24 protein-coding genes are annotated in these 24,811 nt (G+C 66.3%); 15 read left to right on the plus strand and 9 right to left on the minus strand.

Features of this window, described 5'->3' with window-relative positions:
* Positions 1–8: 8 nt before the first annotated feature.
* Both AC1G9C_RS10980 and AC1G9C_RS10985 read left to right on the plus strand, forming a co-directional pair.
* Complete coding sequence (locus tag AC1G9C_RS10980; protein ID WP_480410181.1) at positions 9–1,154, plus strand: dihydrolipoamide acetyltransferase family protein; 1,146 nt, start codon at positions 9–11, stop codon at positions 1,152–1,154.
* Between the two features lie 10 nt (positions 1,155–1,164).
* Positions 1,165–1,407: an acyl carrier protein gene (locus AC1G9C_RS10985; protein ID WP_480410182.1), complete on the plus strand. Its 243-nt coding sequence runs from the start codon at positions 1,165–1,167 to the stop codon at positions 1,405–1,407.
* 11 nt (positions 1,408–1,418) lie between these two features.
* Here the strand turns inward: AC1G9C_RS10985 and AC1G9C_RS10990 are convergent, their stop codons facing one another.
* The 5 genes from AC1G9C_RS10990 to AC1G9C_RS11010 all read right to left on the minus strand — a co-directional run bounded on the left by AC1G9C_RS10990 (position 1,419) and on the right by AC1G9C_RS11010 (position 7,725).
* Positions 1,419–3,704, minus strand: coding sequence for a heavy metal translocating P-type ATPase (locus AC1G9C_RS10990; RefSeq protein WP_480410402.1), 2,286 nt, complete (start codon positions 3,702–3,704; stop codon positions 1,419–1,421).
* A gap of 352 nt (positions 3,705–4,056) precedes the next feature.
* The gene (locus AC1G9C_RS10995) at positions 4,057–4,539 is read right to left on the minus strand and encodes a BCAM0308 family protein (protein WP_122107856.1); all 483 of its coding nucleotides are present in this window, start codon (positions 4,537–4,539) and stop codon (positions 4,057–4,059) included.
* Positions 4,540–4,770: 231 nt separating this feature from the next.
* Positions 4,771–5,436, minus strand: coding sequence for a DUF2238 domain-containing protein (locus AC1G9C_RS11000; RefSeq protein WP_480410183.1), 666 nt, complete (start codon positions 5,434–5,436; stop codon positions 4,771–4,773).
* 135 nt (positions 5,437–5,571) lie between these two features.
* A complete protein-coding gene (locus AC1G9C_RS11005) occupies positions 5,572–6,513 on the minus strand; it encodes a 1-phosphofructokinase family hexose kinase (RefSeq protein ID WP_457787208.1) in 942 nt (313 codons plus the stop codon).
* 288 nt (positions 6,514–6,801) lie between these two features.
* Complete coding sequence (locus AC1G9C_RS11010; RefSeq protein WP_021442547.1) at positions 6,802–7,725, minus strand: LysR family transcriptional regulator; 924 nt, start codon at positions 7,723–7,725, stop codon at positions 6,802–6,804.
* Positions 7,726–7,937: 212 nt separating this feature from the next.
* Between AC1G9C_RS11010 and AC1G9C_RS11015 the strand changes: the two genes are divergently transcribed.
* The 6 genes from AC1G9C_RS11015 to AC1G9C_RS11040 are packed head-to-tail and all read left to right on the plus strand — an operon-like array spanning position 7,938 to position 14,318.
* On the plus strand, positions 7,938–9,014 hold the full coding sequence (locus tag AC1G9C_RS11015; protein WP_122107859.1) for a 4-oxalomesaconate tautomerase: 1,077 nt from the start codon (positions 7,938–7,940) through the stop codon (positions 9,012–9,014).
* Between the two features lie 39 nt (positions 9,015–9,053).
* The gene (locus tag AC1G9C_RS11020) at positions 9,054–10,304 is read left to right on the plus strand and encodes an OprD family porin (RefSeq protein ID WP_480410184.1); all 1,251 of its coding nucleotides are present in this window, start codon (positions 9,054–9,056) and stop codon (positions 10,302–10,304) included.
* Between the two features lie 42 nt (positions 10,305–10,346).
* The gene (locus AC1G9C_RS11025) at positions 10,347–11,327 is read left to right on the plus strand and encodes a tripartite tricarboxylate transporter substrate binding protein (RefSeq protein ID WP_480410185.1); all 981 of its coding nucleotides are present in this window, start codon (positions 10,347–10,349) and stop codon (positions 11,325–11,327) included.
* Between the two features lie 52 nt (positions 11,328–11,379).
* The gene (locus tag AC1G9C_RS11030; protein ID WP_480410186.1) at positions 11,380–11,832 is read left to right on the plus strand and encodes a tripartite tricarboxylate transporter TctB family protein; all 453 of its coding nucleotides are present in this window, start codon (positions 11,380–11,382) and stop codon (positions 11,830–11,832) included.
* Between the two features lie 4 nt (positions 11,833–11,836).
* Positions 11,837–13,348 (plus strand): tripartite tricarboxylate transporter permease, encoded by a 1,512-nt coding sequence (locus tag AC1G9C_RS11035; RefSeq protein WP_122107863.1) that lies wholly within the window; start codon positions 11,837–11,839, stop codon positions 13,346–13,348.
* 22 nt (positions 13,349–13,370) lie between these two features.
* On the plus strand, positions 13,371–14,318 hold the full coding sequence (locus AC1G9C_RS11040) for a D-2-hydroxyacid dehydrogenase family protein (protein ID WP_480410187.1): 948 nt from the start codon (positions 13,371–13,373) through the stop codon (positions 14,316–14,318).
* A 108-nt stretch (positions 14,319–14,426) separates the two neighbouring features.
* Here the strand turns inward: AC1G9C_RS11040 and AC1G9C_RS11045 are convergent, their stop codons facing one another.
* The 4 genes from AC1G9C_RS11045 to AC1G9C_RS11060 form a co-directional block, all read right to left on the minus strand.
* A complete protein-coding gene (locus AC1G9C_RS11045) occupies positions 14,427–14,915 on the minus strand; it encodes a GlcG/HbpS family heme-binding protein (RefSeq protein ID WP_122107865.1) in 489 nt (162 codons plus the stop codon).
* Positions 14,916–15,013: 98 nt separating this feature from the next.
* Entirely contained in the window at positions 15,014–15,640 is a 627-nt protein-coding gene (locus tag AC1G9C_RS11050; protein WP_480410188.1) for a response regulator transcription factor, read from the minus strand.
* Positions 15,637–17,076 (minus strand): sensor histidine kinase, encoded by a 1,440-nt coding sequence (locus tag AC1G9C_RS11055; protein WP_480410189.1) that lies wholly within the window; start codon positions 17,074–17,076, stop codon positions 15,637–15,639. Before AC1G9C_RS11055 ends, AC1G9C_RS11050 begins: the two co-directional genes overlap by 4 nt.
* A gap of 128 nt (positions 17,077–17,204) precedes the next feature.
* Positions 17,205–18,065, minus strand: coding sequence for a helix-turn-helix transcriptional regulator (locus tag AC1G9C_RS11060; RefSeq protein ID WP_480410190.1), 861 nt, complete (start codon positions 18,063–18,065; stop codon positions 17,205–17,207).
* A 424-nt stretch (positions 18,066–18,489) separates the two neighbouring features.
* On the opposite strand from AC1G9C_RS11060, the gene AC1G9C_RS11065 reads away from it, so the two are divergent.
* The 7 genes from AC1G9C_RS11065 to AC1G9C_RS11095 all read left to right on the plus strand — a co-directional run bounded on the left by AC1G9C_RS11065 (position 18,490) and on the right by AC1G9C_RS11095 (position 24,797).
* A complete protein-coding gene (locus AC1G9C_RS11065) occupies positions 18,490–18,672 on the plus strand; it encodes a Flp family type IVb pilin (protein WP_480410191.1) in 183 nt (60 codons plus the stop codon).
* Positions 18,673–18,705: 33 nt separating this feature from the next.
* Positions 18,706–19,239, plus strand: coding sequence for an A24 family peptidase (locus tag AC1G9C_RS11070; protein WP_480410192.1), 534 nt, complete (start codon positions 18,706–18,708; stop codon positions 19,237–19,239).
* A 15-nt stretch (positions 19,240–19,254) separates the two neighbouring features.
* Positions 19,255–20,589, plus strand: coding sequence for an AAA family ATPase (locus AC1G9C_RS11075; RefSeq protein ID WP_480410193.1), 1,335 nt, complete (start codon positions 19,255–19,257; stop codon positions 20,587–20,589).
* A 12-nt stretch (positions 20,590–20,601) separates the two neighbouring features.
* Complete coding sequence (cpaB, locus tag AC1G9C_RS11080; protein WP_480410194.1) at positions 20,602–21,417, plus strand: Flp pilus assembly protein CpaB; 816 nt, start codon at positions 20,602–20,604, stop codon at positions 21,415–21,417.
* 79 nt (positions 21,418–21,496) lie between these two features.
* Positions 21,497–23,041 carry a type II and III secretion system protein family protein gene (locus AC1G9C_RS11085; RefSeq protein WP_480410195.1) on the plus strand — a complete coding sequence of 515 codons (1,545 nt, stop codon included), beginning with the start codon at positions 21,497–21,499 and terminating at the stop codon, positions 23,039–23,041.
* A gap of 147 nt (positions 23,042–23,188) precedes the next feature.
* Positions 23,189–23,461: a hypothetical protein gene (locus tag AC1G9C_RS11090; protein ID WP_480410196.1), complete on the plus strand. Its 273-nt coding sequence runs from the start codon at positions 23,189–23,191 to the stop codon at positions 23,459–23,461.
* A gap of 22 nt (positions 23,462–23,483) precedes the next feature.
* Positions 23,484–24,797: a pilus assembly protein TadG-related protein gene (locus AC1G9C_RS11095; RefSeq protein WP_480410197.1), complete on the plus strand. Its 1,314-nt coding sequence runs from the start codon at positions 23,484–23,486 to the stop codon at positions 24,795–24,797.
* The last annotated feature ends 14 nt before the right edge of the window (positions 24,798–24,811 follow it).

Genomic DNA, 24,811 nt, shown 5'->3' on the forward strand with positions numbered 1-24,811 from the left:
GAAGACCGATGATCGAGTTCAAACTGCCATCGCTCGGTTCCGACATGGACGAGGGCACCCTGCTGGAGTGGAAGGTGCAGCCCGGCGAGCGGGTGACGCGCGGCCAGGTGGTCGCCGTGGTGGATACCGCCAAGGCGGCGGTCGACGTGGAGTGCTGGCAGGAGGGGGAGGTCTTCGAGCTGCTGATCGAACCCGGCGCGAAGGTCCCGGTGGGCACGCCCATCGCCACGCTGCTGGAGCCCGGCGAGAGCCCCGAGACCGCGCGGCGCAAGGCGCCGAGCCCGGTGCAACCCACCCCTGCGGCACCCGCTGCGACGGCAGTCGCACCCGCGCTGGCTGAGGCGACCCGGCCGCGCATCTCGCCGGCGGCGCGCAAGCGGGCCGCCGAACTGGGGCTGGACGTCGCCACCCTCAAGGGCAGCGGCCCCCATGGCGTGGTCAGTCTGGAAGACGTCGAGGCAGCCGCTCGGGCAGCCGTGCCGGTGGACCGTCAGGCCAGCATGCGCCATGCGATCGCCATGGCCATGAGCCGTTCCAAGCGCGAAATTCCGCATTACTACCTGAGCGAGACTATCGCCCTAGGCCAGCTCATGGCCTGGTTGCAGGCCCACAATGCCGAGCTGCCGCCGGAGCAGCGTCTGCTCCCGGCGGCGCTGTTACTCAAGGCGGTGGGCCTGGCGCTGCGCGAGTATCCGCAGCTCAACGGCTTCTGGCGCGACGACACCTTCCAGGCGGCGCCGGGCATTCATCTGGGCGTGGCCATCGCGCTGCGCCAGGGTGGGCTGATCGCCCCGGCGCTGCACGACGTGGCCGACAAGCCGGTGGTGCAGTTGATGAGCGAGTTCAGCGATCTGGTACAACGCGCGCGCAGTGGCTCCCTGCGCAGCTCGGAGCTGAGCGACGCCAGCCTGACCGTCACCAATCTGGGTGAGCAGAGCGTGGACAGCGTATTCGGCGTGATCTATCCGCCGCAGGTCGCGCTGGTCGGCTTCGGCGGTATCGGCGAGCGTCCCTGGGTCGAGGCGGGGCAGCTCTGCGTGCGGCCGCAGGTGGTCGCCAGCCTGGCCGCCGATCATCGCGCCAGCGACGGTCACCTGGGCGCGCGCTTTCTCGGCGCCATCGGCCGGTTGCTGCAAGAGCCCGAGCGGCTCTGAGGAGGGTGCGATGGACGCCGCAGAGATCCGCCGCCTGGTGCTCGAAGAGCTGCAACGCATAGCCCCGGAGCTGGAGCCCGAACAGCTGCGCGGCGACCGCCCGCTGCGCGACGAGGTGGACCTGGACTCGATGGACTGGCTGCGCCTGCTCAGTGCGCTGCACCAGCGCCTGGGGGTGAACATTGCCGAAGCCGACTACCGGCGCCTGGACAGCCTGGACGCGCTGGTGGCCTATCTCGCTCGCCGCGCCTGAGATGCATCGCCTCAGCGCCTGTCGAGGCTGTGGTAGAGCTCGTCTTCCTGGGCGAAATGCAGGCTCAGCAGGGTGTCCAGGCGCAGCAGCAGGCGCTGGATTTCCGTCAGCGAGGTTCCCTTGGCATCGGCTGACAGGTCCGTGCTCATGCGGGCCAGCAGGTGCGCCAGGCGAAAGATTTCCCGATGGGTATGGCTCAGCGCGGCGAGCGGGTCGTCGCCCGGCAGGCGCCTGGCCAGTTGCGGATACAGGCTGTCCTCGTCGGCCTGCTCATGGGGGATCAGCTGGCGCTGCAGGGCCTCGACCAGGCCGGCCAGTTCCCCTCGCGCCTGCTCGGGCGACATGTCGTCGAGGCCTTCGGCCGCCGCACGTAGCCGTTCGAGCAAGGGTAGGAGGGCGGCATGCTCCTGGCGCAGGCTGTCGATCCATTCGCCGGTGAGCGCGGGGGCGGCCCGTTCGCGCCAGCCCGCGCCGAGCGCGCGCAGCGCATTGCCGATCACCGCCAGATCGATGACTTCCTGCACGATCGCTCCCGCCAGTGCCGGCAGATAACCGGCGACTGCCAGCAGCATGGCCAGCAGCGACAGGCCCATCCCGACCATGACCCCCTGCACCGCGATGCCCCGGGAGCGGCGGGCGATGCGCAGGGCTTCGGCGACGCGGTCCAGACGGTCGGCCAAGAGCACCACCCCGGCCGCCTCGGAGGAGGCGCTGGTACCGCCGGCGCCCAGGGCGATGCCGACATCGGCCGCCGCCAGGGCCGGGGCGTCGTTGATGCCATCGCCGACCATCAGGCGGGTGCCGTCGCTCTTGCCCTGGGCGATGGCCGCGACCTTGCCGGCGGGTGAGAGGCCGGCCCGGATCTCGTCGACGCCGACGGCCATGCCGATGGTCTGCGCCGCCTCCGAACGGTCGCCGGTGAGCATGACGATGTGGCGGATGCCGGCCTGGCGCAGCAGGCGCAAAGCCCGCGGTGACTCCAGGCGCAGGCGGTCGGAGAACAGCACGGCGCCGGCCATCACGCCGTCGATGGCGATAAAGCTGGCGCCGGCCACCTCGTAGGCCATGCGCCGCAGCATGCCCTCGGTCCAGGGCACGGCCGGGGTGGCTGCGGCGACATAGTCATGGCCACCGAGCATCACCGCGTGCCCGTCGACCACCCCGCACAGGCCGGCCCCGGGCTGCTCTTGCACCTCCAGGGCAGGCTCCAGGCTCAGCCCGTGGTTGCGCGCGGCCTCGACTATGGCCTGCGCCACCAGGTGCGGCGAGGACTGCGCCAGCGAGCCGGCCAGGTGCATCAGCTGCTCCTGCGAGTAGCTGCCCGCGCTTTCCACGGAAAGCACGCTGGCATGCCCGGTGGTCAGGGTGCCGGTCTTGTCGAGAAACAGCAGCCGGGCGCGGGCCAGCGCCTCCAGGGTGGCGCCATCCTTGACCAGGATGCCGCGGTGCGCGCAGCGCGAAATGCCGGACATGATCGCCACCGGCACCGCCAGGATCAGCGGGCAGGGCGTGGCCACCACCAGCACCGCCAGCACGCGCAGCGGGTCGCCGCTGATCAGCCAGGCCAGGCCAGCCAGCGCCAGGGTGACGGGGATCAGCAGCAGGGCGTAGCGATCGGCCAGGCGCACGAAGGGCGCGCGCGACAGGCGTGCGGCCTCGACCATCCGCACGATGGCCGCGTAGGTGCTCTGGGTCGCCGGGTGGCTGGCGCGCATCTCGAACGGCGCGCCGGCGTTCAGCGCGCCACTGCGCAAGGCTTCGCCGGGGGCGCGACGCACCGGCAGCGGCTCGCCGGTCAGCGCCGACTCGTCCAGGGTGGCAGTGCTGTCGAGTACCACGCCATCCACCGGCACCACTTCGCCCAGGCGCAGCAGCAGGCGGTCGCCGGCCTGGACCTGCTCCACCGGCACCTGTTCCAGTTCGCTGCCGCGATAGCGCCAGGCCACGCGCGGGGCACGGTCGATCAGGCGGCGCAGCTCGCGCTCGGCCCGCCGCGCGCTGTAGCTCTCCAGCGCGCGACCGCTGGCCAGCATCAGGGCGACCAGCGCGGCCACCAGGGCCTGGCCGAAGAACACGGCGGTGCCGATGGCCAGCAGGGCGATCAGGTCGACGCCGATCTCCTTGCGGCGCAGGCGGGCCAGAATCTCCACCAGCAGCAGGCCCGCGGCCAGCAGGGCGCTGCCGCTCCACAGCAGGGTGGCGAGGTCGCCCTGACCGAGGCCGCGCAGCAGCAAGCCGCCGGAAAAGGCCAGCAGGGCGATGCCAGGCAGAACCAGGCTGAGCCAGCTAGACGAGATGTTCAAGGCGGCTCCGGGGAGGATGACTGGTTCCGGTAGCTGCGCGTAAGTGCCCGGCCCGAGGATCGAGCAACCGGTGGCAGAGGCCGTGGTACCAGGCCCCCCGGCGCTGTTGCAGGCGCGCACTCGAGCCTGCGGTGCGATTTCTCCACGGTCTGCACTCCAGTTCCCGGCAGGTCGCGCGACTGCCTGGCGGTGTGAAGCACGCCTTCGGCCAGGCGGCTCGCCTCTGTCAACCTAGTGCAAGCCCTGCGACTCGGCCAATTGCGCCAGCCGCCGAGCAGGCCGCGCGCCCGTGAATGACAGCCAGCGGGTCAACTGGGCTTGGCACGGCGGGGCGTGCCCCCAGGTTTCAGTCACGCGACCAATGTACCGCCAGGTGGTGCTCGTCGTCCGCATACTGGTAGCTGCATTCGCCCTTGAAGGCGCCGGTCAGGGCATGGCCGAGGCGCTGGGCCAGGTGTATGCCGGTGGTGGTGACCTGCAGGCCGTCCCCTCGCTCGCTGACCTTGATCAGGCGTTCCAGCGCATGCTGGGCCTTCTCAGCGGCCTCGGTGTTGTGGATCAGGCCGAGCACCTCCTCACGGTGTGCCGCCAGGAAGCTGCCGGTCAGGCGCAGGGTGCCGGCCGGTTGGTCGTCGGCGATGCGCCGGCAGGCCGGGCAGGCATGGGCCTGGGCATCCTCCGGTACCGCCTGCTGCCAGCTCCAGCGGCCCTGGTGGCGCACGGCGCCGCATTGCGGGCAGTGCGCGCTGCCTCCCGGCATCTCGAGGTAGGGGTCGTCCTGGGCCGGCTTGAACAGCTTGTTCCTCTGGCTCTGCTGATGTTTGTCCATGACGCGCTCCTCATTGTCTGGGGCGAGGCAATCCCCGCTGTTCTGTCCTTTTGCGCCGCTTTCGCGGCGGCCATATTGATGTGCATCAAGCAGCGGCCGGCACCGTCGTGCGACCGAGCAGCCACTGGCTCAGTAGCCTCGAGGGCCAGCGGCAGGCGTGCGCTTTGGCTGTCGGCGAACTGGCGGCGGAAGGGTTTGCACAGCAAAACAGCCGTGCTCCGTCTTGCTCGGTCAATGACAGGACGGGCGGTTGAGCAGACGGATCAGCAGCAAGGCGAGCAGGGCACCGAGGATGGCAAGAGCTGCATCCTTCTGCGCATCCCACTCGTCGCCCTGGGTGCCGAGGAAGGCCGTGCCCAGATCCGGGGCCACCACCAGCGCGGCGAGCATTTCCATTTGCTCGTAGAGGCTGCTCAGAGCCATCACCGTGGCCAGGCAAAGCGGCATCAGCCACAGCCCGGAGACCCTGGCGGTTTTTTGCAGCAGCTCGTGCAGGGGGTAAGTCAGCAGGAGGCCAAAGGCGAAATGCACCAGGCGGTCGTAATGGTTGCGTTCGAGTTCAAGCTGTTCGCTGAGCCAGAAGCCGAAGGGTGTTTCCGAGTAGGTGTAATGCGAACCGTACAGATGCAGAACGAGGAACAGGCTGAGCAGGCCGTAGGATACCGATGAGAGCACGAGGCGCCGCCGAGTGATCAGCAACAGGGCGACCAGGGCGAACACCAGGAGATTCTCCAGCAACCAATCCTGACGGCTCACCGGGCTGATTGCAGACCAGAGCCAAACGCCAAGCACCAGCGTGCTGCATAAGCTGAGCAGGGCGGTTCGGGCAGATTTCATCGGTATGGCTCCGACGCCAGCGCGTTCCATGAATGGTAGCGAATGGCTGGCGAGCGCCAAGGTGTACATCCATTCGCCCTGTCTTGTTTAATTGCGGGCTGCGACTCATTCCCGTCTTTATAAGCCCGTATCTAGAAAGGGATGTCACACTGGTGAGCCTTTTAAAGCTGCAACGGTATACCGTTAGCCTGGTTCCTAACGGGAGGCAGCTAACCAGCTGTATAGGCGCTCCGTGTCTTCGAGTCGGGACAGCTCGCTGCCTTCGGCCATGATCGCCGCTGTGCCGGCCGCCACACCGTAGCGTGCCGCCACTGACCAGCTCGCCCCTGAGGCGCGTTTGAGTACCATCGCCGCCAGCAGGCTATCGCCTGCACCAACCGTGCTGCGGCGCGGCACGGTCGGAGCCGGAATGCGCTCGCAGACGTCGGCGGTCACCAGCAGCGCCCCTTGCGCACCAAGGGAAACCAGCACGGCTTCCGTGCGTCCCGCTGCCACCAGATCCCGGGCCACTTGATTCAGATGTTCCGGTCCGGCGATAGGCTCACCAAGCATGGCTGCGAGTTCGTCCAGATTCGGCTTGATCAGCAGCAGGCCACCGATATCCAGCATCTGACGCAGAGCGCTGCCGTTGCTGTCTACCACGCAGCGGCAACCCCGGCGTTGTGCATTGCCCAGCAGACGCGGCAGGAAGTCCGCGGCCAGACCTTCTGGCAGGCTGCCGCTGATGACCAGAAAATCCGCGGCGGGCAATGTCTCCAAAGCCGACAGCACGGCTGTCTGCTCCTGGGGTGAGAGTGGATTTCCCGGGAGGACGAAACGGTACTGTTGGCTGTCGGCCCGGTTGGTGACGTTGATGCACTCGCGTGTCCAGCCGGACACCGAGACCGCATGAAAAGGCACGCCCTCAGCCTTCAATAATTCAAGCAGGTGTTCGCCAGTGGAGCCGCCAACGGGGAACAGGGCCACTGTCTCTCCGCCGAGTCGTCGAATCGTCCGCGACACGTTGATCCCGCCACCCCCAGGCGCGTACACCGGTGCGCTACAGCGCAGCTTGTCGTGAGGGCGCAGGTGCTGCACGCATGTGGCCAGATCCAATGCGGGACTCAGGGTCAGGGTGAGGATGCAGCGGGCGATCACTATTGCTCCCTCCTGCTGCCAGATTGCAGCGCCTGGTTCCAGCTTAGGCGATGTCTGGATGGCGGATGGTCGCGAAGCACCAGGCCAGGTCCATGGGCTCATGGGTTGAACGTTTGGGTTTGCCTCGTTATGCCGGTGAGCGTCTGATTACCCATCCCGGCCGCTCAGGTGTCCGTCGCTTCCCGGCAAGGATTGCAGACGGGTGGCGGGCGAGGCGCTGATTTTGTTCCTGTATTTGGCTGCTCGGCATGCACCGGCGCAATCGCGAGCGATTGCGCGCGCCCGCGTTCAGCTCGATTCGCTGTCGATACCCAGCGAGGTGTAATTGGGCCATTGCCGCAGCAGGGTTTCGACGAACTGCTCGGCTGCCGGCGACAGCGACGAGCCGCGGCGGCGCACCAGGCCCAGGGTGCGGCTGATCACCGGGTCGACCAGCGGGCGCCTGACCAGGATCGGATGGTCCTCGGCCGGCATGGCCAGGCTGGGGAGGGCGGCGATGCCCAGGCCGGCCTCGACCATGCCCAGCGAGGTCGACAGGTGCTGCACCTCGTAGAACCAGCTCGGGCGCCAGTCGAGATGGGCCAGACCGTGGTCGAGCAGCACCCGGTTGCCGCTCAGGCGGCCGACGCCGATCAGGCGGTAGTCGCTGAGCTCACGCCAGGCCACTTCCGGCTGCTTGGCCAGGGGATGGTCGCGCCGGCAGGCGAGCACGAAGGGTTCGTTGACCAGTGGGGTGAAGTCGATTTCCGCGCTCTGTCCGCTCTGCATGTTGATGCCGAAATCCGCCTCGCCACGAATCACCGCCTCCAGCCCCTCATGGGCGCTGAGATCGAGGATGCGGATGCGGATCTTCGGGTACTGCTGATTGAAGGCGCGGATCACCGTGGGCAGGAAGTAGAAGGCCGCCGTCGGGATGCAGGCCAGGGTGACCTGGCCGGACTGGCGCTCGGCCAGCTCGCGGATGCCAAGGATCGAGCGTTCGAAGTCGTCCAGCAGGCGCTGCGCCTTGGGCAGAAAATCCCGGCCCACGGCGGTCAGGCTGACACGGCGCGTGGTGCGGTCCAGCAGCTGGATGCCGAGGCTTTCCTCGAGCTTCTGCATGCGCCGGGTCAGCGCCGGCTGGGACAGATGGATGGCGTTGGCGGCCTCGTGAAAATTGCCGAACTCGGCGATTTTCACGAAGGCGCGGATGTCTTGAAGTTCGTAATTCATGCGCTTTGGTTATTAGTCGGTCGTATTTTTGTCTGCAGATTACCAATGAACCCTAGTCTTTGCGCTGAGGACTGGCAAGCGAGGGAATATCCCCATGCATTAATGCGCATAATGCAATAAATATCGAAATATATGCATTTTACAGAAGAAAGTGTTGCTCCCCATAATCGACGCAAAGCAACAATCACTAGCTTTATTGCGTTGGAGGCATCATGCGGACGGTACCTTGCGTACTCATGCGAGGCGGTACTTCGAAAGGGCCGGTCTTTCTGGCCAACCACCTGCCCACTGACCCGCTGCAGCGCGACGAGCTGTTGCTCAGCCTGATGGGCTCGGGCCACGAGCTGGAAATCGACGGTATCGGCGGTGGCAGTCCGCAGACCAGCAAGGTGGCGATCGTCAGCCGTTCGCCGCACCCGGATGCCGATGTCGACTACCTGTTCGTGCAGGTCATGGTGACCCAGCGCCGGGTCGACACCGCGCCCAACTGCGGCAACATGCTCTGCGCCATCGGGCCTTTCGCCATCGAGCACGGGCTGGTGAACGCGGGCTCGCCGATGACCCGGGTGCGCATCCGCAACCTCAACACCAATACCTTCGTCGATTCCGACGTGATGACCCCGGGCGGCCGCGTGCGCTACGACGGCGATACCACCATCGATGGCGTGCCCGGCAGCGCTGCACCGATCAAGCTGACCTTCCTCAATGCCGCCGGTGCCAAGACCGGCCGCCTGCTGCCCACCGGCCGGGTGCGCGACCTGTTCGACGGTGTCGAAGTCACCTGCATCGACATGGCCATGCCCATGGTGCTGCTGCATGCCGAGGCGCTGGGCAAGACCGGTTACGAGTCGCCGGCCGAACTGGATGCCGACACGGCGTTCCTCCAGCGCCTGGAGCGCATCCGCCTGCAGGCCGGGCTGGCCATGGGGCTGGGGGACGTTGCGCAGATGGTCATTCCCAAGCCGGTGCTGCTGGCCCCGGCGCGCAATGGCGGCACGCTGAGCGTGCGTTATTTCATGCCGCACAACTGCCACCGTTCGGTCGCCGCCACCGGCGCCATCGGCCTGGCCACGGCCTGCGCCGTGCCCGGCAGCGTCGCCCAGGATGTCGCGCCCATTGCAGGCGAGGCGCTGGTGCGCCTGGAGCATCCGGGCGGGCAGATCGAGGTTTCCCTGCAGCCTGCCGCCGACGGCAACCCCGAGAACCTGCGCGCCTCGCTGGTGCGCACCGCGCGCCGTCTGTTCTCGGGCGAGGTTTACATCCCCAGCCTGCGGCGTACGGGCAGCTGACTTCGCCTCACCACACCCACACCCCTAGGGCCAACCACAATGACAAGAAGAAAATCCCTAAGCTGCTCCGCCTTCGGCATCACGGTTCTGGCACTGCCTGGCGCCAGCGTTCACGCCGCCGGTTTCATCGAGGACAGCACGGCCAGCCTGGAGCTGCGCAACTTCTACCTCAACCGTGACTTTCGCGAGGATGCCGGGCAGAACAAGCGCGAGGAATGGGCGCAGGGTTTCATCCTCAACCTCGAGTCCGGCTACACCCAGGGCACGGTCGGTTTCGGCCTCGACGCCCTCGGCATGCTTGGCGTCAAGCTCGACTCCTCGCCGGATCGCAGCGGCACCGATCTGCTGCCGCGCAACAGCCGCAACCGCGCCGAGGACGACTACAGCAAGCTCGGCGTGACCGGCAAGGCGCGTTTCGCCGAGAGCCAGCTGCACGTGGGCACCCTGCTGCCGAAGATGCCCTATCTGCAGTACAGCAACGCGCGCCTGCTGCCGCAGGTGTTCGAGGGCTGGCAGCTGCAGAGCAAGGACCTCGAGCGCGCCACCTTCACCCTCGGCGAGATCGACCGCGTGGTGCAGCGCAGCGTCTCGGGCTCCGAGAAGCTGGCGCTGAACAACAAGAACCGCCGCTTCGGCGCCAGCCCTGAAAGCGATGAGCTGCGCTTCGGCGGGGTGGATTACGCGATCAATCCGCAACTTTTGGCCAGCTATCACTATGCCGAGTTGAGCGACGTCTATCGCCAGCACTTCGTCGGGCTGCAGCACGGCCTGGCGCTGGGCGACGGCAAGCTGAAAAGCGACCTGCGCTACTTCAACAACAGCGAAGCCGGGCGGAAACTGGTGGGCGACATCGACAACCAGGTCATCAACGCCATGTTCACCTACAGCATCGCCGGCCATGCGCTGGGGCTGGCCTACCAGAAAATGCTCGGCGACGACGCCTTCACCTATGTCGACGGGGCCACGCCCTATCTGACCAACTTCCTGCAGATCAACGATTTCGCCGGCCCCGACCAGCGTTCCTGGCAGCTGCGCTACGACTTCGATTTCGCCCGTGTCGGGGTGCCCGGCCTGACCTTCATGACCCGCTACGTGCGCGGCGATCAGGTCGACCTGGCCGTCGGCGAAGGGCGGGAGTGGGAGCGCAACACCGATATCGCCTACGCCTTCGTCGAGGGCCCGCTGAAGAATCTCAAGGTGACCTGGAGGAACGCCACCTACCGTTCGAGCTTCGTCCGCGACCTGGACGAGAATCGTCTGATCCTGAGTTACATCGTGCCGCTCTGGTAAAGCGCCGGCTGTGCATACAAGTCTAATAAGAGGAACCTCACCATGATCACCTGCTCCATTCGCCGTACTCTGTCGTTTTCCCTCGCCCTGTTGCTCGCCAGTGGTTCGGTGCTCGCCGGCGAGCCTTCGCGTCCGGAGTGCATCGCTCCGAGCAAGCCGGGCGGCGGCTTCGACCTGACCTGCAAGCTGGCCCAGGCCGGATTCAAGGACGAGGGTCTGCTCAAGGCGCCGATGCGCGTGACCTACATGCCGGGCGGCATCGGCGCCGTGGCCTACAACTCCATCGCCGCCAACCGCCGTGCCGAGCCCGGCACCCTGGTGGCCTTCTCCGGCGCCTCGCTGCTCAACCTGGCCCTGGGCAAATACGGTCGTTTCGACGAGAACGCGGTGAAATGGCTGGCCACTGTCGGCAACGACTACGGCACCCTGGCGGTGCGCGAGGATTCGCCTTACCAGAACCTCGACGATGTGGTGCAGGCGCTGAAGAAAGACCCGAAAAGCATCGTGGTCGGCGGTGGTGGCAGTGTCGGCGGCCAGGGTTGGGTGAAGATCGCCTTGCTGGCCCGTGCAGCCGGCGTCGACCCGCGCGAGTTGCGTTATGCCGCCTTCGAGGGCGGGGCCGAGCATTACATGGCGCTGATGGGCGGGCACGTGGATCTGGTCACCGGTAGCGCCAGCGAGATTCGTGCGCAGCAGGGCAACAAGATCCGTACCCTGGCGATCTTCAGCGAGGAGCGTCTGGGCGGTGAGCTGGCCTCCATTCCCACTGCCCGCGAGCAGGGCTACGAGATCCAATGGCCGCTGATTCGCGGCTACTTCCTCGGCCCGGATGTGAAAGAGCAGGACGTGGCCTGGTGGAGCGAGCGCTTCGCCAAGCTCAACGCCTCCAGCGACTTCCAGGCCTACCTGGCCGACCGCGACGTGCTGCCTTACTACGTCACCGGTCCGGAGCTCGAAGCCCTGGTGAAAAGCCAGGTTGCGGAGTACCGCAAGCTGGGCCGCGAGTTCGGTCTGGTCGAGTAGTCGAGTCCTCCTGCGCCGTCACCGACGGCGCAGCATTCTGGAGCGCATCCACATGCATGATCGTATCTTCGCGGGGATCACCCTGCTGCTGTGCTGTGTCCTGGCATTCCTCGCCTGGGGTTACAGCGCATCCTTTTCCTATGAGCCGGTGGGGCCCAAGGCCTTCCCGCTGCTGCTGTTGCTGCTGATCGCCTTTGGCTGCGTGCAACTGCTGCTCAAGCCGAGCAGCGATACCCATGGCGAGGAACCGCCGCTGAACCGGGAGGTGATGTTCAAGGCGCTCGCCTTCCTCGGCCTGATGATCGGCTATGCAGTGCTGTTCGAAACGCTCGGCTTCATCCCCGCCAGCGTGCTGTTCGGTATCGGCATGGCGCGCCTCTACGGTGGTAGCTGGCTGCAAAGCCTGATCAGCGGGGGCGTTCTGGCCCTCGGCCTCTACCTGCTGTTCGACAGAGCCCTCGCGGTACCACTGCCGCTTGGCATCCTTGCAACCCTGGAGAGCTGAACCCATGGATACTTTCGGTTATCTCAGCCATGGCTTCGGCGTGGCGCTTAGCCCCTACAACCTGGTCACTGCGCTGTGCGGCACCCTGATCGGTACCATCGTCGGCCTGCTGCCGGGCCTCGGTCCGATCAACGGCGTGGCGCTGCTGATCCCGGTGGCCTTTGCCCTCGGCCTGCCGCCGGAAACCGCGCTGATTCTGCTCGCGGCCGTATACCTGGGCTGCGAATACGGCGGGCGCATCTCCTCGATCCTGCTCAACATTCCGGGTGAGGCGTCCGCGGTGATGACCACCCTCGACGGCTACCCGCTGGCGCGTCAGGGCCAGGCTGGCGTCGCACTGTCGCTGTCGGCCTGGAGCTCGTTCATCGGCGGCCTGATCGCCACGGTCGGTGTGGTGCTGTTCGCGCCGCTGCTGGCCAGTTGGGCGGTGGCCTTCGGTCCCGCCGAATACTTCGTGCTGATGGTGTTCGCCATCACCTGTCTGGCGGGAATGGCCGGCAACAAGCCGTTGAAGACCGCCATAGCCGCGCTGATCGGCCTGTTGCTGTCGTGCGTGGGCATCGATGCCAACAGCGGCGTCTATCGCTTTACCTTCGGCAGCCTGGGGCTGGCCGATGGCATCCAGTTCGTGGTGCTGGTGCTGGGTCTGTTCTCGGTCAGCGAGCTGCTGGTGCTGCTCGAGCGCACCCACCATGGCCAGAAAGCCATCAAGGCCAGCGGGCGCATGCTGTTCAGCCTGAAGGAGGGCGGCTTCGTCCTGGCCACCAACCTGCGCAGCGGCGTGGTCGGTTTCGTCCTCGGCGTGCTGCCTGGCGCCGGCGCGACGCTGGCCAGCGCGGTGTCCTACATGAGCGAGAAGCGCCTGGCGGTCAAGGACAACAAGTTCGGCAACGGCGACCTGCGTGGCCTGGCCGCACCGGAAACCGCCAACAGCGCCGCAGCCTGTGGCTCCATGGTGCCGATGCTGACCCTCGGCGTGCCGGGTTCGGGCACCACCGCGGTGATGCTCGGCGCCCTGACGCTGTACAACATCACCCCGGGCCCGCTGCTGTTCCAGAACCAGCCGGACATCGTCTGGGGCCTGATCGCCTCGCTGTTCGTCGCCAACCTCATGCTGATCGTCATGAACGTGCCGATGATCAAGGTCTTCACCAAGGTGCTGGCCGTGCCTTACTGGGCGCTGGTACCGGCGGTGGCGATCATCACCGCCATCGGGGTGTATGCGGTGCATGCCACGACCTTCGACCTGTACCTGATGATCGCCATCGGCATCTTCGGCTACGTCATGCGCAAGCTGGACTTCCCGCTGTCGGCGATCCTGCTCGGCTTCATCCTGGGCGGCATGATGGAGCAGAACCTGCGCCGGGCACTGTCCCTGTCCAGCGGCGACATCGGTATCCTGTTCGCCAGCCCGATCACCTGGGTGGTCTGGGGCCTGGTGGCGGTGATGATCCTGCTGCCGTTCTGGCGCGCCTGGCGCGCACGTCGCCGGCAAACCGCCGCCAGCCTGGCCTGATTGGCGGCGAAGGAGGATGCGCATGCGTGTGGTGATACCGGACGATTATCAGCGGGTCGTGCAGTCTCTGGATTGCTTCCGCCTGCTGGAGGGCTTCGACGTCCGCGTGTATCACGATCACGTCTGCGATCCGGACCTGCTGGCCGAGCGCTTCGCCGACGCTCAGGCGTTGGTGCTGACCCGGGAACGCACCCGTATCGATGCCGCGCTGCTGGCGCGGCTGCCGAACCTGAAGTTGATCAGCCAGACCGGGCGAGCCGGGCCGCATCTCGATCTGCAGGCCTGTCGCGAACGCGGCGTGACCGTGGCCGAGGGCAGCGGTTCGCCCATCGCCGCGGCCGAGCTGACCTGGGCGCTGATCCTCAATGCCCGGCGCCAGCTGCGTGAAGCCATGAACGGCCTCTACGCCGGGCACTGGCAGGTCAACCTGGGCCAACGTCTGTATGGCCAGACGCTGGGCATCTGGGGCTACGGCAAGATCGGCCGGCGCCTGGCGCGTTATGCAGCTGCCTTCGATATGCGCGTGCTGGTGTGGGGCAGCGAGGCCTCACGCCAGGCCGCTGTGGCCGATGGCCATGAGGCCGCGCCGACGCGCGAGGCCTTCTTCGAGCAGGCCGACGTGCTCAGCCTGCATCTGCGCCTGCTGCCGGCAACCCGGCATTGTGTGGGCGCCGCCGACCTGGCGCGGATGAAGCCCGACGCGCTGTTGGTCAACACCAGCCGCGCCGAGCTGATCGCACCCGGGGCACTGCTCGAGGCGCTGGATCGCGGCCGGCCGGGGCAGGCCGCGCTGGATGTGTTCGAGCAGGAGCCGATCCTGCAGGTTGACCATCCGCTGCTGAGGCACCCGCGCGTGCTCTGCACCCCGCATCTCGGTTACGTCGAGCGGCACAGCTACGAGGCCTACTTCGGCGAAGCCTTTGCCAATGTTCGGGCGTTCTTGCGGGAGCAGCCCGCAGGGCTTTGTTGAGCCCCAGTTAGCACTGGCCGTTTTCGCGATCTTCTCGCTAGTGCTGCAGCCTGCCCAACACTGCGGCAGGCTGCAGGCGCGCCTGCGCCGCGTCGGGGCAACCTTCGCTTACTGGAACAGGGCCGCGTTGGCGGCCAGGACTTCGTCGGCACACTGGGCGTCCAGGTGGCCGCCCGGGGCACCGGCCACGCCGATCGCGCCGATCACGTTATCGCCGGCTTTCACCGGGACGCCGCCGCCCAGCAGGAGGAAGCCTGGGATGTCGGTGAGGTTGCCGGCGCCCGGGTTCTTCTGCGCGTTTTCCATGATGGCCAGGGTCGGCGTCTTCGCCGATACGGCGGTGAAGGCCTTGGCGCGGCTGGCCTCGATGGTGTGCGGGCCGGCGTTGTCGGCGCGGGCGAAGGCCTTGAGCAGACCGGCGCGGTCCACCACCGCCGCACTGACGTTGTAGCCCTTGGCCTGGCAGGCGGCGACCGTGGCGGCCGCCAGTTGCTGGGCGTCGGCGCTGGAGAGGTTGCGTTCCTGCAGCACGGCGGCATTGGCGGCGCCGGCGCACGTCAGGGCGCAGAACAGGGCGGCGAGCGAAAAACGGGGCATGGCTAACTCCTTGTCGTGGATCGAGGTGAGGAGTCGTCAGTGTGACCAGCGCCAGTCAGCCGGGGTATTCGCTCGACTACGCCCGGGGCTCCGTAGTGCTACGGAGGCGGCGCGTCCAGCAGGCCGGCGTACTGGCGGATCAGCTGCGCCAGCGAGTCGGCCGCGAGCTTGTCGAAGACGTGGGCCCGGTGGGTCTCCACGGTGCGTGGCGACAGATCGAGTTCGCGGGCGATTTCCTTGTTGCTCATGCCCTGGACGATACGCACCAGCACCTCATGCTCGCGCCCGGAGAGGCGCGCCAGCCGTTCGACGGCCGCCTGGGTCAGTGCCAGGCGCTCGCGGCTGGCGATATGGCTGCGCACGGCGGCCTGCACGGCGTCGAGGAACACGTCGTCGTCCACCGGTTTCTGCAGGAACTCCATGGCTCCGCCCTTGAAGGCGCGGCGGCACAGGTCGACGTTGGCGTGACCGGTGAGCATCACCACCGGCAGGTCGGACAGCTCTGCCAGCCTGGCCAGCACGTCCAGCCCGCCGATGCCGGGCATGCGGATGTCGAGCACCACGCAGCCAATCGCGTGCGGCGACAGCGAGGCGAGGAAGGCCTGAGGGTCGCCATGGCCCTCGCTGCGCAAGCCGACGCTGCGCAGCAACAGCGCCAGGGCCTCGCGCACGGCGTCATCGTCGTCGACCAGATGGACCAGCGGGGAATGGTCGGGCAGGCTCATGCAGCGGCTCCGGCGATAGGCAGGCGCAGGGTGAAACAGGCGCCCGCCGGGTCGAGGTTGCGCGCCGTGATCCGGCCGTCCATGGCGCCGGCGAGGGTTTCGCACAGCGCCAGGCCCAGCCCCATGCCCTGGGCGCGGGTGGTGTAGAAGGGCTCGAACAGCCGCGGCAGGGCTTCGTCGGGGATGCCGGGGCCGTTATCGCTGACTTCGAACCGGTATTCCATGCCGTCGCGACCGCCGCTCAGGGCGATGACGCGGGAGGCGGGCCAGTCGGCCAGGGCATCGACGGCGTTCTGCACCAGGTTGTGCAGGATCTGTTCGAGTGCCACCCGGTCGCCCAGCGGGCGGGCGCCGGGGCTCGCGTTGTGCCAGCTGAGGCGGATGCCGCGGCGGCTCAGCTCCTCTTCGCGCAGGAACAGCAGCGAAGCCGCCAGGGCATCGGGGTCTACCGCCGCGCGCGGGGAGGGCGCGCAGGGCTGCACCAGCCCGCGCATGCGGCTGATGATGTCCGCCGCCCGGCGCGCCTGGCCGGCGCTGGCGAGCAGGGCCTGGCGCACCGCGGGGCGCTCCTCCTCGTCGTCGAGCAGGCGTTCGGCGGCGCGTACCTGGGCGAGGATGGCGGTCAGCGGCTGGTTCAGTTCATGGGCGATACCGGCGGCCATTTCCCCTAGGGTGTTCAGGCGCGTCATCGCCGCCAGGCGGACCTCTTCCTGCCGGCGTCGCGCCTCGGCGCGCGAGCGCTGCCAGGCCGCACTGGCCGCGGCCAGCAGGTAACTGGCCAGCGCCCAGGCCAGCCATTCGCTCCAGGGCCAGTCGCTGGGTGTGAGCCTGCGCCAGCTGTGCAGGGGAAAGGGCTGGCTGGCCGCGCCCAGGGGCTTGTGCAGGCTCATGGTGCCGCCCAGCGAGCCGCCAGCGGGCTGGCGCGCCAGCAGCGTCAGCGGCCCCATGCCCAGGTCCAGCGTCAGGCTGGCCAGCGTCGGGGGAAAGTCGCCGGCCGGGATAAAGCGCCGGGCATCCAGCAACAGGCTCCAGCTCGACGGGGCCACCAGCCAATAACGCTCCCGATCCACCGCCAGGGTGACGGGGCGCTGCAGCTGGCGGGCCTGTTCCTGCGCGCCAGGCATGCCCGCCGGAGCTGCGCCGCTGCCCTCCCAGGCGCCGCCGCGCAGGTAACCCAGGCCCAGCAGCTGCGGCATGGCCGGCTGCAGACTGGGCAGCAGTTGGGCGGGACTGGGCGGATGGCTCAGCGCGCTCAGTGTGGCCAGTACCGCTTCGTGCTGGACGACCTTCTGGCTGAGCATGCGCTGCGCGATGCTGGTGTCCTGGAAGAAGCGCTCGTAGCGCTCGGCCTGCTCCTGCCAGCCGATCCAGACCGCCACGGGAGCGAACAGGGCCAGCCAGAGAACCAGGGTGCGGATGTCGGTCAGGGGCTTCACGGCGGATATCATGCCAGCCGCCTCGGGGGGCTGCCATCCGTAAGGCTACGGAGACGCGCGGGGCGACTAGCGGTGCACGGCGTGCAGCCGTTCGGCCGGAGCGGCAGGCGGGCTGGCGGCAGGGCCGATCAGGTGTGGCTGCCCAGGACCAGGCTGTCGAGCGCCGGCATGTGCGGCTCGTCTGCGATGACCTGGCCGGGGCGGTGTGCCTGGCGGTACTCGCTGGGCGTGCAACCGCAGGACTGCTTGAAGGCGCGGGCGAAGTAGGAGGGGTCCTTGAAGCCGGCCTCGTAACCGATGCTGGTGATGGGCATCTGGCTGTTGTCGAGCAGCTCCTTGGCGAAGTCCATGCGCTTGTTCAGGATGTACTCCATAAAACCGACGCCGACGACGTCCTTGAACAGGCGGCTGAAGCGGAAGGGGGTCATGCCGCAACGCTGCGCCAGATCCTTCTGGTCGACGCTCTCACGGAAATGCTGATCGATATGCTGCAACACCTTGTGCAGCGGCTGCTGCTTCTGGTGCTCGCTGGTCAAGCGGATGCTTTCCGGCAGGGTCGGGTGACGCTCCACCAGCGGTTTCCTGGAGTGACCGCTGACACTGCGGCGTAGCTCGCACAGTTGCTGCAGGGAGTGCAGGTAGCGACTTTTCTCCGCCGCCGAGAGCGGCAGCACCATGTATTCCCAGACCCGCGAGCGCATGGCCCATACGGCCAACTCCTCCGAGTGTTGCACGGTGAACATGGTGATCGGGATCGAGGGCGCGGTACGTTTGACCTCCAGCAACAGGTTGAGACCGAGTGCATCCGGGCGGTCGAAATGCATGCAGATCATGTCCGGCTGTTCATGGGTGCGCTCGGGCAGAGCGGAGTTCTTGGCCAGACGACAATCGCAGGTTGAACGGAAATGGCCGATCAGTTCTTCCACCGATCGGTCGTGCGTCAGATCGAGCCATAGCAAGAATGGCTTTGTGGCCGAGTTAGACTTCATACCCTTAGCTCTGCGCCTCTGTTGTTGCGCCTCCCCGCCTTGAGTATTGTCACTGTGCCACTACTGTAAAGATCGAATAAAAATAAGAAATAGGTGGCTTAGGTTCTTACGCTCTAGATTTATCTGCGTGCCTAGTGCCACGCGGACTCCTCGTGTTTTCTGGATATATTGGCCAACTACCGCCGGTCGCTTGAGAATTAGTTGCAGAATCATCCGTAAGTTATTCCTTTAGCTGGACTTTTCCTGGCCGGCCGAGGAGGGCGGCGATGGCCTCCGGGCGAGCCTGCCAGTGCGGCAAAAAAGTCCTAGCGATTCGCAAAAAACTCCTAACTCCCTGCTTGCCCGCCTGACTAGGGTTCAAGCAGGCGGGGCAGGTAGTGCCGCCGATTTCCTGGAAGAACAACTTTCGAGTGAGGTGGGCGAAATGACTTTTCAAGCAATCAAGACTTCGGTGATGAAGTTCGTGCGGGATGAAGCAGGTTTGACCACGGTTGAGTATGCCGTAGCCGGAGGTTTGATCGTTGCAGCATTGGTAACTGCGTTCACCAACTTAGGTGCGGCAGTTGCCGCGGAGATTGCGGGAATTATTGCTGTTCTGGCGGCTTGATCTTCCTGCGACTTGATGGACGCCTGAACGGATATGGACATATCAGACGTTTGGGTAGTGCAACTGGGCTCAGTTGCACTGCTGTTGGTGCTACTGGGTACTGCGGTGCTGTGGGATCTGCGGTGGCACCGCATACCTAACCTATTGGTTCTGGTAGGGCTTGGTTCTGGCTTGGCAAGCCAAGCCTATTTCTGGGGACTAGCAGGGGTTGCCGATGGATTATTGGGCATGCTGGTCGGTTTTGCGGTTCTGCTACCGCTATACGCTTTAGGTGGCATGGCTGCCGGCGATGTCAAGCTGATGGCCATGGTCGGAGTGTTTATGACGCCGAGCAGTGCGTTGTGGGCGGCGCTGTTCAGCCTGATTGCCGGAGGCCTGTGCGGCTTGTTGATCGTGCTGCTAAACGGTCAATTGCTACAGACCCTGGGGCGTTACGGCCTGATGCTCAAGGCCCGCGCCTATCTGGCCCCGGCGGCTGATGAAGTGGCCGGCAAGCCCTTTCCTTATTCGGTGGCGATTTTGTTGGGCACCCTGGCCAGTCTGTACTGGCTGCATTTCGCCCAATGACCCGGGAGGCACGTCATGTATGCAGTCAGCGACAGCGATGCCTACCCCAGCGAACGCGAAGCCGTAGAGCGCCTGGCTCCGCAGCCGCGGAGCATCAGTGAAACCGGCCTGGCGGACAACTTTCTCGGCGACCTGGTGTGCAAGCACCTGCACGATGCCGGGGTGCTGGCCATGCCGCAGCTGGTCGAGCGTCTTGCGCTGACCGGCGCGGTGCTGGACGAGATTCTGGCCTTTCTGCGCAAGGATGGCCGGGTCGAGGTGCTGGGCCAGGCCGGCGCGCAGGCGGCCAGCCAGGGGCTGCGCTATGGCTTGACCGAGCGTGGCCGCAGCGCCGCCCGCGATGCCCTGACGCGCAGCGGCTATATCGGCGCGGCGCCCTATCCGGTGAGCGGCTACCGTTCGCTGCTCAAGGTGCAGACCATCCACCATGGCCGCATCACCTCGCGGGACATGCATGCGGCCTTCGCCAGCGTGGTGCTGTCCGAGGCCATGCTCGATCAACTGGGCGTGGCCTTGAATTCCGGGCGCGCCATAATGATTTACGGCCCGGCCGGCACCGGCAAGACCTACATCAGCAGCCGTCTGATCCGTCTGTTCGCCGAGGCCGTCTGGGTGCCTTACGCCATCGCCATCAACGACGCCGTGATCGAAATTTACGATCCCCAGGTGCATCAGCGTCTGGATGACGACGGGCAGGCAAACAGCCTGATGCTCAACGAAGGCATCGACCGCCGTCTGCTGTGTTGCCGGCGCCCGGTGGTGATCACCGGCGGCGAGCTGAGCATGGAGCAGCTGGATATCCGCTACGACCCATTCAGCCGCCAGTACCAGGCGCCGCTGCAGCTCAAGGCCAGCAATGGCCTGTTCATCATCGACGACATGGGACGCCAGCGCATGGCGCCGGCCGAGCTGCTCAATCGCTGGATCGTGCCGATGGAGGAGAAACGCGACTTCCTCAATCTCGGCGGTGGGCGGCATTGCGAGCTGCCGTTCGACCTGGTGCTGGTGTTCTCCACCAACCTCAACCCGCTGGAGCTGGCCGACGAGGCCTTCCTCCGGCGCATCGGCTACAAGCTGCATTTCGACTACCTCAAACCCCACGAGTACGAGCGCATCTGGCGCCAGGAATGCGAGCGCCTGGGTATCGCCTACGACCCGATCCTGCTGCGCTATGTGCTGCAAGGTCTGTACGAGACCGAGGGCATGCCGCTGGTGCCCTGCCACCCGCGCGACCTGCTGGGCATGGCGCTGGATCGCCAGCGTTACCTCGATGGCTCCGGGCCGCTGTCCCCGCGCGAGCTGGAGTGGGCCTGGCGCAACTACTTCGTCCAACTCGACTTTCTTGGATAAGGAGATACAGACATGAGCGCGCGTACTCTCACCCTGGTAGCCCTTTCCCTGATGCTCGGCCTGGGCGCCGCCTGGATGGCCAACAACTGGCTCAGCGCCCGGCTCAATGCCAGCCCGGACGACAACCTGCAGAACGTGGTGGTCAGCACCGTGGAGATTCCATTCGGGCAGATGGTCGAGGCCCAGCACGTGACCGTGGTGCGCATGCCCAGGGGCACCGCGCCGGACGATGCCTTCGATGCCGCGGACAAGGTGGTCGGCAAGATCGCCACCTTCACCATGTTGCGCGGCGACATCCTGCGTGGTGCGCGCCTGGCCGAGCACCTGGGCGGCAGCACCCTGGCCTCGCTGATCGAGGCGAACAAGCGGGCAGTGTCGGTGCGGGTCGACGATGTGGTGGGCGTTGGCGGCTTCCTGCTGCCGGGCAACCGCGTCGATGTACTGGCCACCAAGAAGAGTGGCAACAACAACGAAGCCGAATCGAAAACCATCCTCGAAGACCTGCGGGTGCTCGCCGTCGACCAGACCGCCAGCACCGACAAGACCCAACCGGTGGTGGTGCGCGCGGTGACCCTGGAGATGACCAGCGAAGAGGCCGAGGTACTGGTCAAGGCGCAAACCGAAGGCAAGTTGCAGCTGGCGCTGCGCAACCCGCTGAACGACCAGAAAAAGCCGGAGGTCGTCGACAAGCCGGTGGCCCCGGTTGCGGCGCCTGCACCGGCTCCGGTCGTCAAGGCGCTCAAGCCGGCGGTACGCCGCGGCAGTGATGGCGGCGGCGTCACCATTATCCGCGGCACCGCTGTCGAGGTGAGCAAGGTACAGCTGTAGAGAGGCCAGGTGCCGGCATCGGAACCGTTCGACGCCCCCTGCAATCAGGCAAAGCGGCATACCCAGAAAGGAGCAGGACATGGATAACATCCAGAGACTCGGGACCTTTGCGTTGTACGTGCTAGGCGCCTGGCTGCTGTCGGGTGCCGCGGTGCAGGCAGCCGAAGCGCCATCGGCGGTGGCCGCGATGCCGGCCGCCAATATCAGCAATATCCAGGTGCCGATATACAAGTCGCGGGTACTGACCACTCGTGCGCCGGTGAAACGGGTCTCGGTGGGCAATGCGGAGATCGCCGATATCCTGATCACCAGCCCGACCCAGCTCTATCTGCTCGGTCGCTCCCTGGGCAGCACCAACGTGCTGCTGTGGGATGGCGACAACCGCCTGATCGACAGCCTCGATCTGGAAGTGGTGCACGATCTGGGCGGCCTGAAAGGCAAGCTGCATCAGCTGATGCCCAACGAGCGCATCGAGGTGTTCAGCGCCCAGGGCGCCCTGGTGCTGCGCGGTCAGGTCAGCAGCGCCGCCGTGATGGATACCGCGATCAAGCTGGCCAAGAGCTACACCGCGCAAAGCGCCAGCGTGGTGCAGGGCGAGGGCGAGGCAGCCGCGGCGGCGCCGACGCAGTCGCTGGAGGTGATCAACCTGCTCACCGTCGGCGGAAGCCAGCAGGTGATGCTGGAGGTCAAGGTGGCGGAGATCCAGCGCAACCTGTTCAAGAACCTCAACGTGCGCTTCAACGCCCTGGACTTCGGCTCCTCCGGACGCTGGTCCGGCGGCGGTTTCAACAGTGGCACCGGCGCGGGCGGCATTCCCCTGGGCTTCGTCCCCGATCCGGTGAACGACGGCTTCATCATTCCCGACCCGACCAGCCTGATCGGCAGCGGCAAGGGCATCTTCGCCCAGTTCCTCTCCGACGAGTTCCTGTTCAACGTGGTACTGGAGGCGTCCAAGGACAACGGTTCGGCCAAGGTCCTGGCGGAACCGACTCTGACCACCCTCACCGGGCAGCAGGCGGAGTTCATTTCCGGCGGCGAGTTTCCCGTGCCGATCACCGAGGACGATGGCATCACCATCGAGTTCAAGGAGTTCGGCGTGGGGGTGAAATTCCTCCCGGTGGTGCTCGACTCGGGGCGTATCAACCTCAACCTGAATGTCTCGGTCAGCGAACTTTCCAACGTCAACTCGCTGGTGCTGGACACCGGCCTGGACAGCGTTCTGGGCGACGGGGTGACCCAGGTGATTCCGTCGCTGACCAAGCGCAGCGCGCAGTCCACTGTCGAGCTGGGCAACGGCCAGACCATCGCCATTGCCGGTTTGATCAGCGAGAACACCCGCGATTTCGTCAGCCGTTTTCCGGGACTGGGCGATATCCCGGTGCTTGGTCACCTGTTCCGCAGCCAGCAGTTCCTCAATGGCGAAACCGAACTGGTGATCCTGGTAACGCCGCACCTGGCCAAACCCATAGATGCCCGCAGCGTGCGTCTGCCCACCGAGAAGTTCGTCGAGCCGAGCGATCTGGATTTCTACCTGCTCGGCAAGACCAAGGGACGCCAAATGGGGCGGCAGGTACCCGTCAGCCTGGGCGTCAGCGAGGGAAGTTTCGGCCACGATCTTGAGTAGTTACAGCTGCAGGCGCCAGCTTGCTGGCGATGCAGCAAGGGATAGCCGGTGTGCCGGATCGTCAAGCTGGCGCTTACACGGGCTGCAAATGTGCAATGAGGTTCGCCCTGGCGGGCCTCGCAAGAGCAACGATTGGAGGCAGCGACCATGAAAACCACGATTGCCCTGTGCCTGCTGGCGTCAGCCTTGGCCGGCTGCATGAGCTACGACGAGGGCCGGGTGGGCCCGTTGGGCTCCACCATCTATGACATCCACTACCAGCAGATCGCCGACAAGGCGCAGGCGGCCGCTCCTGGTAGCGATGTCTCCGCCACGGGTACCGATGGACCCTTGACGGAAAAGGTCATGGACAGCTATCGCGGGGTGACCGGTGACGCGCAGCAGGTCGGTCAGCCCATCCAGATCAATATCGGCAACTGAGGGCACGAGCATGAACCCCCGTATGCACCGGTCGTTTCGTCCGCTGCCACGTCGTCAGCGGGGGGCGGTGATAGTGCTGGTCGTGGTAGCACTGGCGGCCATGTTGCTGATGGCCGCGCTGGCCCTGGACGGCGGCCATATGCTGGTGAACAAGACCCGCCTGCAGAGTGCCGTGGACGCCGCGGCGCTGAGCGGCGCCAAGACCCTGAGCCAGGTCATGGGCTCGGGCAATGCCTCGAGCCTGGCGCGCGATGCGGCGCTCGCTACCCTGGCGCTCAATGCCGACGCAGCCGGCAACGGCGAACTGGCCGACGCCATCAGCGCCGCCGGTGGCGTCGGCGCCTTTGCCGTGGTGCAGCTGGCCACCAGCGTCGAAGGGCCTTTCGCCTACCCGGGGCCAACCGATGCCCGTTTCGTGCGGGTGACGGTGGCCAATTATTCCTTGAGCCGGTTCTTCTGGGATTTCGCCGAAGCGTTCGCCGCGAGCAACCTCGGCGACAAGGCGGTGGCGGCAATCGCCACCGCCGGGCCGAGCCAGACCGCACCCTGCAACCTGGCGCCCCTGATGGTCTGTGGCGATGCCGATCAGTACGACCCGGGCAATGGCTTGTTCTGGGGCTATCGCTTCGGCGACCTGGAAGTGTTGAAGAGCGCCGCCGGCAACGCGCCGGCCATCGGCCCCGGCAACTTCCAGCTGATCCGTCTGGGCGACAACACCGGTGCCGACGATATCCGCGACGCCCTGTGCGAGGGCATCGACCAGTGTCTGACCACGGGCGAGCCGGTTGAGACCGAGCCGGGCAACAGCGTGGGCCCGGTGGCCCAGGGTCTGAATACCCGCTTCGGGGTGTACAACGGGCCGGTCAGTGCCGCGGCCTGCCCGCCGGATCTGGTGACCAGCTTCACCACCCCGCGCATGACCTACGCCGAGCCCAATGTGGTGCACCAGAACCAGCAGGTCCAATCCAGTGGCGGCGATCTGTACACCAGCAGCGGCGCACTGCTCGACTACAACGACTGGGTTGACAGCGTTGCCGGCTGCCCGAGCGGTTGCGAGGCCAACGGGGTGTTCGAGCGACGCCTGTTGAAGATAGTGGTGGGCGACTGCGACGGCGCCTCCGGCGGACAGACCTCGGTGCCGGTGCTGGGCTACGGCTGCTTCTTTCTGGTGCAGACGGTCAGCCAGCAAGGCAACCAGGCGCAGATCTTCGGCCAGTTCGTCACCGATTGTGCTGGAGACAGCGTGCCCGGGCCGGTACTGGACGACGTGGGGCCGAAGATCATTCAGCTTTACAAGACCTATCTCGACCCGACGACGCCGAGCCCGGATTCCTAGGCGCAGTGTCGACC

The sequence above is a fragment of the Pseudomonas sp. ABa2 genome, from assembly GCF_056676075.1.

What these genes read in the sequence shown, in the direction of transcription:
- AC1G9C_RS11095 (WP_480410197.1), top strand. Translation starts at nt 23,484, where the DNA reads ATGCACCGGTCGTTTCGTCCGCTGCCACGTCGTCAGCGGGGGGCGGTG.
- AC1G9C_RS11075 (WP_480410193.1), top strand. Translation starts at nt 19,255, where the DNA reads ATGTATGCAGTCAGCGACAGCGATGCCTACCCCAGCGAACGCGAAGCC.
- AC1G9C_RS11015 (WP_122107859.1), top strand. Translation starts at nt 7,938, where the DNA reads ATGCGGACGGTACCTTGCGTACTCATGCGAGGCGGTACTTCGAAAGGG.
- AC1G9C_RS11060 (WP_480410190.1), bottom strand. Translation starts at nt 18,065, where the DNA reads ATGAAGTCTAACTCGGCCACAAAGCCATTCTTGCTATGGCTCGATCTG.
- AC1G9C_RS11050 (WP_480410188.1), bottom strand. Translation starts at nt 15,640, where the DNA reads ATGAGCCTGCCCGACCATTCCCCGCTGGTCCATCTGGTCGACGACGAT.
- AC1G9C_RS11065 (WP_480410191.1), top strand. Translation starts at nt 18,490, where the DNA reads ATGACTTTTCAAGCAATCAAGACTTCGGTGATGAAGTTCGTGCGGGAT.
- AC1G9C_RS10980 (WP_480410181.1), top strand. Translation starts at nt 9, where the DNA reads ATGATCGAGTTCAAACTGCCATCGCTCGGTTCCGACATGGACGAGGGC.
- AC1G9C_RS11020 (WP_480410184.1), top strand. Translation starts at nt 9,054, where the DNA reads ATGACAAGAAGAAAATCCCTAAGCTGCTCCGCCTTCGGCATCACGGTT.
- AC1G9C_RS11040 (WP_480410187.1), top strand. Translation starts at nt 13,371, where the DNA reads ATGCGTGTGGTGATACCGGACGATTATCAGCGGGTCGTGCAGTCTCTG.
- AC1G9C_RS10995 (WP_122107856.1), bottom strand. Translation starts at nt 4,539, where the DNA reads ATGGACAAACATCAGCAGAGCCAGAGGAACAAGCTGTTCAAGCCGGCC.
- AC1G9C_RS11025 (WP_480410185.1), top strand. Translation starts at nt 10,347, where the DNA reads ATGATCACCTGCTCCATTCGCCGTACTCTGTCGTTTTCCCTCGCCCTG.
- AC1G9C_RS11030 (WP_480410186.1), top strand. Translation starts at nt 11,380, where the DNA reads ATGCATGATCGTATCTTCGCGGGGATCACCCTGCTGCTGTGCTGTGTC.
- AC1G9C_RS11010 (WP_021442547.1), bottom strand. Translation starts at nt 7,725, where the DNA reads ATGAATTACGAACTTCAAGACATCCGCGCCTTCGTGAAAATCGCCGAG.
- AC1G9C_RS11035 (WP_122107863.1), top strand. Translation starts at nt 11,837, where the DNA reads ATGGATACTTTCGGTTATCTCAGCCATGGCTTCGGCGTGGCGCTTAGC.
- cpaB (WP_480410194.1), top strand. Translation starts at nt 20,602, where the DNA reads ATGAGCGCGCGTACTCTCACCCTGGTAGCCCTTTCCCTGATGCTCGGC.
- AC1G9C_RS10985 (WP_480410182.1), top strand. Translation starts at nt 1,165, where the DNA reads ATGGACGCCGCAGAGATCCGCCGCCTGGTGCTCGAAGAGCTGCAACGC.
- AC1G9C_RS11070 (WP_480410192.1), top strand. Translation starts at nt 18,706, where the DNA reads ATGGACATATCAGACGTTTGGGTAGTGCAACTGGGCTCAGTTGCACTG.
- AC1G9C_RS11090 (WP_480410196.1), top strand. Translation starts at nt 23,189, where the DNA reads ATGAAAACCACGATTGCCCTGTGCCTGCTGGCGTCAGCCTTGGCCGGC.
- AC1G9C_RS11085 (WP_480410195.1), top strand. Translation starts at nt 21,497, where the DNA reads ATGGATAACATCCAGAGACTCGGGACCTTTGCGTTGTACGTGCTAGGC.
- AC1G9C_RS11045 (WP_122107865.1), bottom strand. Translation starts at nt 14,915, where the DNA reads ATGCCCCGTTTTTCGCTCGCCGCCCTGTTCTGCGCCCTGACGTGCGCC.